Raw genomic sequence first — 5,775 nt, forward strand, 5'->3', positions numbered from 1 at the left:
TAGGAACGGGAAGTGTTGGCCTGAAGTACGATGGAAATAAAATTATTGAAACTTTTGGAGGACTTGGTTACCCGCAGGGTGATGAAGGAAGTGGAGCACGCATGGGAAGAACGCTAATTGCCTCCTACCAACAGCAAAAGATGTCTAAAAATTTGGCTGCTCTCCTTACTGCTTATCAAAATGATTTAGCTTTTTCTCTTCAAGCTGATATAGATACTATTGACAGAAAGGAAATTGCCACCTTAAGTAAGTTTTTGTTTGAGCACAAGGAAGAACAAGAAGTACAAGACCTCATCAAAAGGTCTTTCCAAGAGCTATACGAAAGCACGATAAAACCCATGCAAACCAATTCAATTTCCGTTACTGGAAGTATCGCCTTTTACTTTAAAGATGAATTGAAGGAATTTCTATTTTCAAAACAAGTTGTGGTAAATCGCATCGTAAAATACCCGGCTGTTAATTTGTATTCCCTACACTTTAATCAACATAAGGAAAGCTTAAATCAATGAAAGTGAAGTTGACAAAGCAAGTTTTTGAATGTTAAAATCCCTTAAATACGGATAAAATTTTGCATCTTTACGGCCAAGGAAAATTAAGACTGTTAGAATTTTATGGATAATTTGTTCATTCAAGCAACTGCAAAGTCGCCTGCCATAGAACTAGACTCACTAACTGGAAATTTAAAAATCAAAGGTAGATTGATACCCGAAGATTCGGATAAATTTTGGATTCCAGTGCAGAAATGGGTGGAGAACTATGCCAAGCAACCAGCTGCAAAAACGAGCTTCGTGTTCGACATTGAATACATGAACATCACCTCTTCTAAGTATATATTAAATTGCCTTTACGCCCTCAATGAAGTTTACTTGAAAGAGGAAAATGTTGAGGTAATATGGCGCTTTAAGAAAGATGATGTTGATGTAAAAGAAATTGGAGAAGATTTTGCCTTCATGGTAAAAATTCCATTTGAATTCTGTCCGTACAGCGAAGTAGAATTTGCTATGGCAATGTAGGCCAAGCATCAGGAACCAAAACTATAGAGGTATACCCCTTTGCATATAGCAGTCCAACATGGACTGCTTTTTTTTGCGCAAAACTTTCCTTCATTTTTTCCACTAATTCATCCTTCCCGTCTAACCGTAAAGATTCATCAGGCACTACGGTTGCACTTAACCAATGCGGTTTTGTTAAAAGATAGTATGCCTCAACATGCGCATCAAAATCACCTTTTATAAAATCACTTTGTTTCATGTAAGGTTTAAGCAAAGCATTTGTGTTTTGCCAAACTACCCGTTGATTGTTTTGATAAAACTGACCACAAATTAAGGCCCTAGAAGCAATGTTTTGATACGCTTCTAAATGTTTTGTGAGTTGTAATTGATGACTTTTTAATTTCTTTATTTTTTTTGATAAACTATCCTTTCCATTAGGTCCTAGCCAAGTACTAAAATCATCCTCATTTTGAAATTGTAAATAATACTTAATGGCCAATTCCAAATGGTAGATCTCCTCCCCTTCTTGCAAAATAAAATCAATCTCGCCTAACGTTTGTTTATCCCTAATAATTTGATGATTGGCTATCACAACCTCTATGCTTGGGCTCAGGTGAAAAAAGGTATGCATCAAAGCTTCGAAATAATAACCCAAGCGATGATTTTTAGTGAAATCATTAAGATGCTTAAGAAATGTTTCTGGAGCCTTATCCCAGGCTTCTAGCAAAGAAAAATGCGAAGTATACCACTTCAATTTGGCAGCATCTGTAAACAAGGGTAAACCCGATACTTCGTTTAAGGGACAAGGAGAACACAACACCCAAACCAAGTCTCTTATAGCTGGAGTTCTAAATTGTGAGATATTTTCCTTGAGCAGTTCCACATCGCAAAATAACAAAAAAAGGCCACCCTAAAAGGATGGCCTCTTCACTAAAGATAAACTATAAATTATTGAACTACGACCTTGATTGATTTAAGCACTTTACCATTTTGTAATTTCAAAGTGTAAAGCCCTCTCGCCAATTCAGAGGTATTGAATTGCACCACTTGGTTCTGAGCACCTGAAAGACTTGTAACCAATCTTCCTGTGTTATCATAAAGTGCAATATTCAATGTCACATTATTCAATTCTGTAATATCAATGTTTAGAATATCTGTTGCTGGGTTAGGATATACTTTAACGGCATTCAATGGATTAACATCATCCAATCCAACCACAGTAGTAACAGAAGCTGTTACTTCACAACCATTATCATCAGTAACAATAACTGTTTGCAATCCTAATTGAGGAGTAGTTTGTGTTTGTGTTTGATCACCGTTATCCCAAACATATTCGTAAGGAGGTGTACCTCCAGTAACATTCGCTGTAGCAGTACCGTTTAAGTTATCTACAGCTGTAGCAACTAATTCAGTTGGTTCAGCCACCGTGTAGTTAGGCGTTGTAAATGTACATCCATTGTCATCCGTAACAGTTAACGTATAATCTCCTGCCGGAACACCAACAGTGTTGTCTTCTGTAATTTCACCGTTATCCCATAAATAAGTTAAAGGAGCAGTTCCACCTGTTGCAGTAACATATAGTTCTCCGCTTGTACCTTGGTAACATAATACATCAAAAATAGAGTCTAACGTAACATCTATTAATGCTGGATCAACTAGTGTAACTTCCACACTGTCCTCACATCCAATAGAGTCCACAACGTAACCCATGTATACATCAGCTCCTAAACCTGTTACGGTAGCTGTAGTAGCACCATTTGCATTGGCTGTCCAAGAGTAATCTAAAGTACCAATTGCGTCAGTTGTTGCTAATGCAATCTCACCATTCATATCACCATTACATAAGATATCAGTAACTGTTGCAGTAACATCTGGTGCAGAAACATAAACGGTAATCGTTTCACTATCATTCGTTGCATCTGCATCACCTGATAAACTCGTAACTACATTCACATCGTGTGCTCCTACAGTTGGCGTTAACGGTCCTACTGCAACCATTACAGAATCATCTGCTGGAATATTTTCAACTCCCGTAGTTAAACTCACACCATCCACAAATACTTCATAGTCTACATCAGCTGCATTCGTCAAAGAATTGTTTACTAAGTAGAAATCTGCATTAATTGCACCTGTACCACAGTAAGCCGTTTGAACCTGCACTAATGAAGGAGTTACATCTGGTACTGTTTCTACGATAAAATTATCAACGAACACATCTATGTCTTCATTTGAAACATCAGATTTACCATAAAATCCAACTTTAACCGTTGAAAAACTCGCGTAGTCTGTCAAGTTCACCGTAACCGTTTCACCATTTGCATCTATAGGGTTAGCTGCTGTAAACACTTTTTCAACATTGGCTAAACTCCATGTTGCACCATTATCTGTAGAAACAACAATTGCAAGTGAATCATCCGTTCCCCAAACAGCTGGTGTTGTTGAAGCATATTCAGTAGCAATTAGATCGAATGATACTTGTGTATTACCACCTGTTAAATCAATAGATGGAGAAATCAACCAATCTTTTCTACTTGTAGAGTAAATATTGATTCTTGCCGACTCACTTCCTGCTGATTGATTTCCGAAATCGTCGTCTGTCCAAACAGATGTACCATTATTTAATGAAACATTGTTCCCTAGAAGTCCGTCAGCTTCCATCCAACATGTAGGTACGTAAGCAGTAAATTCCTCTAAATAACCGATTCCTACTGCATCACATTCTGTAGTAAAAGTTTCTGCAACGCTTGTCCAAACACTTGTATCACCTACACCACAAATTTGGCGAATGTATACTTCGTAATCTGTATTTGACATCAATCCTGAAATCGTTGCAGAGTTACCTGTTTCAACAGACAATGTTGCCGTTGAGAATGCTTGTCCTGCTTCAACCACTGCCACTTGGAAATCAGTTCCTGTTCCGTAGTAAGTTGTCCACGTTAAATCAGCACTATTATTTGTTATTGTACCAACCGTTAAAGAAGTAGGTACTAAACAAGACGGTTGTTGTCCTACAAAGAAATCATCAATAAATACATCTATATCTTCATTAGAAACAGTTGAAGCTGCATAGAAAGCAATTTTAACTGTACCTGTGTATGCTGATAAATCATACCACTTGTCTTGCGCTGTAGCACCAGGATTATTACTTCCGTTAAATACATCTAAAACATTTGCGGTAGTCCAAGTTGCTCCGTTGTCTGTTGAAATAACAATAGCCAATGAATCATCCGCCCCCCAGATAGCATCATCACTTGATGAGTACTCCGTAGCTCTAATCTTGAAATTCAAGAAATTATTACCAGCACTCAAGTCTATAGATGGAGAAATTAACCATTCATCTTTTGTAGTTGAGTAGATATTTACCTTCGCTCTACCTGAAGAAGCTCCCCAGTCAGAAGAACCCGTAGAAAGAACAGAATTCAAAGTCAAAGCTCCTGATGCTTCTTCCCAACAAGCTGGTAAGTATGCGCTAAAGTCTTCTGTGTAATCTGTTGTGTAAACGCCACATGCCGTTGTAACAGAGATAGGTCCGAAATAAGAACTTGTATCGCCTACCCCACAGATTGACCTTACGTAAACATCATAAGTAGTATTACTTGTTAACGCTGTTAACTCTAATGAATCACCTGAAATTACAATTGCGGTTCCTGTACCTGGTGTAAATCCATCCACACCATATTCTATTTCATACTCAGCTTCTAATGGAGCGTCGTCGATAATCACATCGAATGTTGAACTTGTTACAGAATTTAAATCCACACCATCAACTTCTAAACATTGTGGTTGAACTCCTACAAAAAAGTCTTCTAAGTATACATCAATATCTTCATTTGAAGTTTTACTTGCTGCGTAAAATCCGAATTTCACTGTTCCTGTATAAGCTGATAAATCGTACCATAGGTTAATTCCAGCAGATCCTGGATTATTGGATGCAGAGAAAACGTCTAATACATTCGTTAAAGACCAGGTTGCGCCGTTATCCGTTGAAATAACAACTGCGAGTGAATCATCTGATCCCCAAACTGCATCACTGCTTGAGTTCCATTCTGTTGCACGTACAGTAATGTTTAAGGCGTAAGCACCTCCACTTAAATCAATAGAAGGAGAAATCAACCAGTCTTCTCTGTTATTAGAGTAAATATTCACTTTTGCTGCTCCCGTTGCAGATCCCCAAAAACTTGAAGCATTGGAAACAACTGTATTGGAAGTTAAAACTCCTTTAGCTTCGCTCCAACAGCTTGGTAAATAGGATGTGAAATCTTCCGTGAAATCAGGTTGGTTTGGGCCACATAAAGTAGTAGTAGTAACAGGACCGTAAGCCACACTTGTATCTGTTGTAGAACAAATTGCTCTAACATATACATCATAATCTGTATTACCCGTTAAGGCATTTAACTCCAATGAGTCTCCAGTAACCACAGTAGTCGTACCATTCCCTGGTGTAAAACCACTAAGTCCATATTCTACCTCATAAGAAGATGCAGGAACTGGATGATCGATAATAACATCAAAGCTTGAATGCGTAACTGAGTTTAAGTCTACGTTAGAAACTGGACTACACGCAGGAGCAATTCCCAAAAACGTAATATTAGGAATGTAGTTTTTAACAGAATTAGCATCAAACAAATTGTTCATATCCTGAACATCATTATCATTAAAATACGTTATTGACCTAGCTCCAGTTGTAGCAGAACACAAGAACTCATCACTACCTGATGCCCATCCTGATTGATTTTCTGCCACAGCCATTATAATATTGTCTGTACCATTATAAACAAAAGGA

4 protein-coding genes are annotated in these 5,775 nt (G+C 37.7%); 2 read left to right on the forward strand and 2 right to left on the reverse strand.

The features are described 5' to 3' along the window. Together AC22ZQ_RS11990 and AC22ZQ_RS11995 are read left to right on the forward strand one after the other, a co-directional pair. A partial coding sequence (locus tag AC22ZQ_RS11990) for a hypothetical protein (protein WP_318959007.1) occupies window positions 1-509 on the forward strand: 509 nt, incomplete at its 5' end. Window positions 510-611: 102 nt separating this feature from the next. Then, entirely contained in the window at window positions 612-1,013 is a 402-nt protein-coding gene (locus AC22ZQ_RS11995) for a DUF1987 domain-containing protein (protein WP_318959008.1), read from the forward strand. Here the strand turns inward: AC22ZQ_RS11995 and AC22ZQ_RS12000 are convergent. After that, window positions 1,000-1,875 carry a DUF1853 family protein gene (locus AC22ZQ_RS12000; RefSeq protein ID WP_318959009.1) on the reverse strand — a complete coding sequence of 292 codons (876 nt, stop codon included), beginning with the start codon at window positions 1,873-1,875 and terminating at the stop codon, window positions 1,000-1,002. The genes AC22ZQ_RS11995 and AC22ZQ_RS12000 overlap by 14 nt on opposite strands. A gap of 65 nt (window positions 1,876-1,940) precedes the next feature. After that, window positions 1,941-5,775, reverse strand: a 3,835-nt coding sequence (locus AC22ZQ_RS12005) for a T9SS type A sorting domain-containing protein (RefSeq protein ID WP_318959010.1), incomplete at its 5' end; no start/stop codon positions are given.

The organism is Lishizhenia sp. (assembly GCF_057456495.1).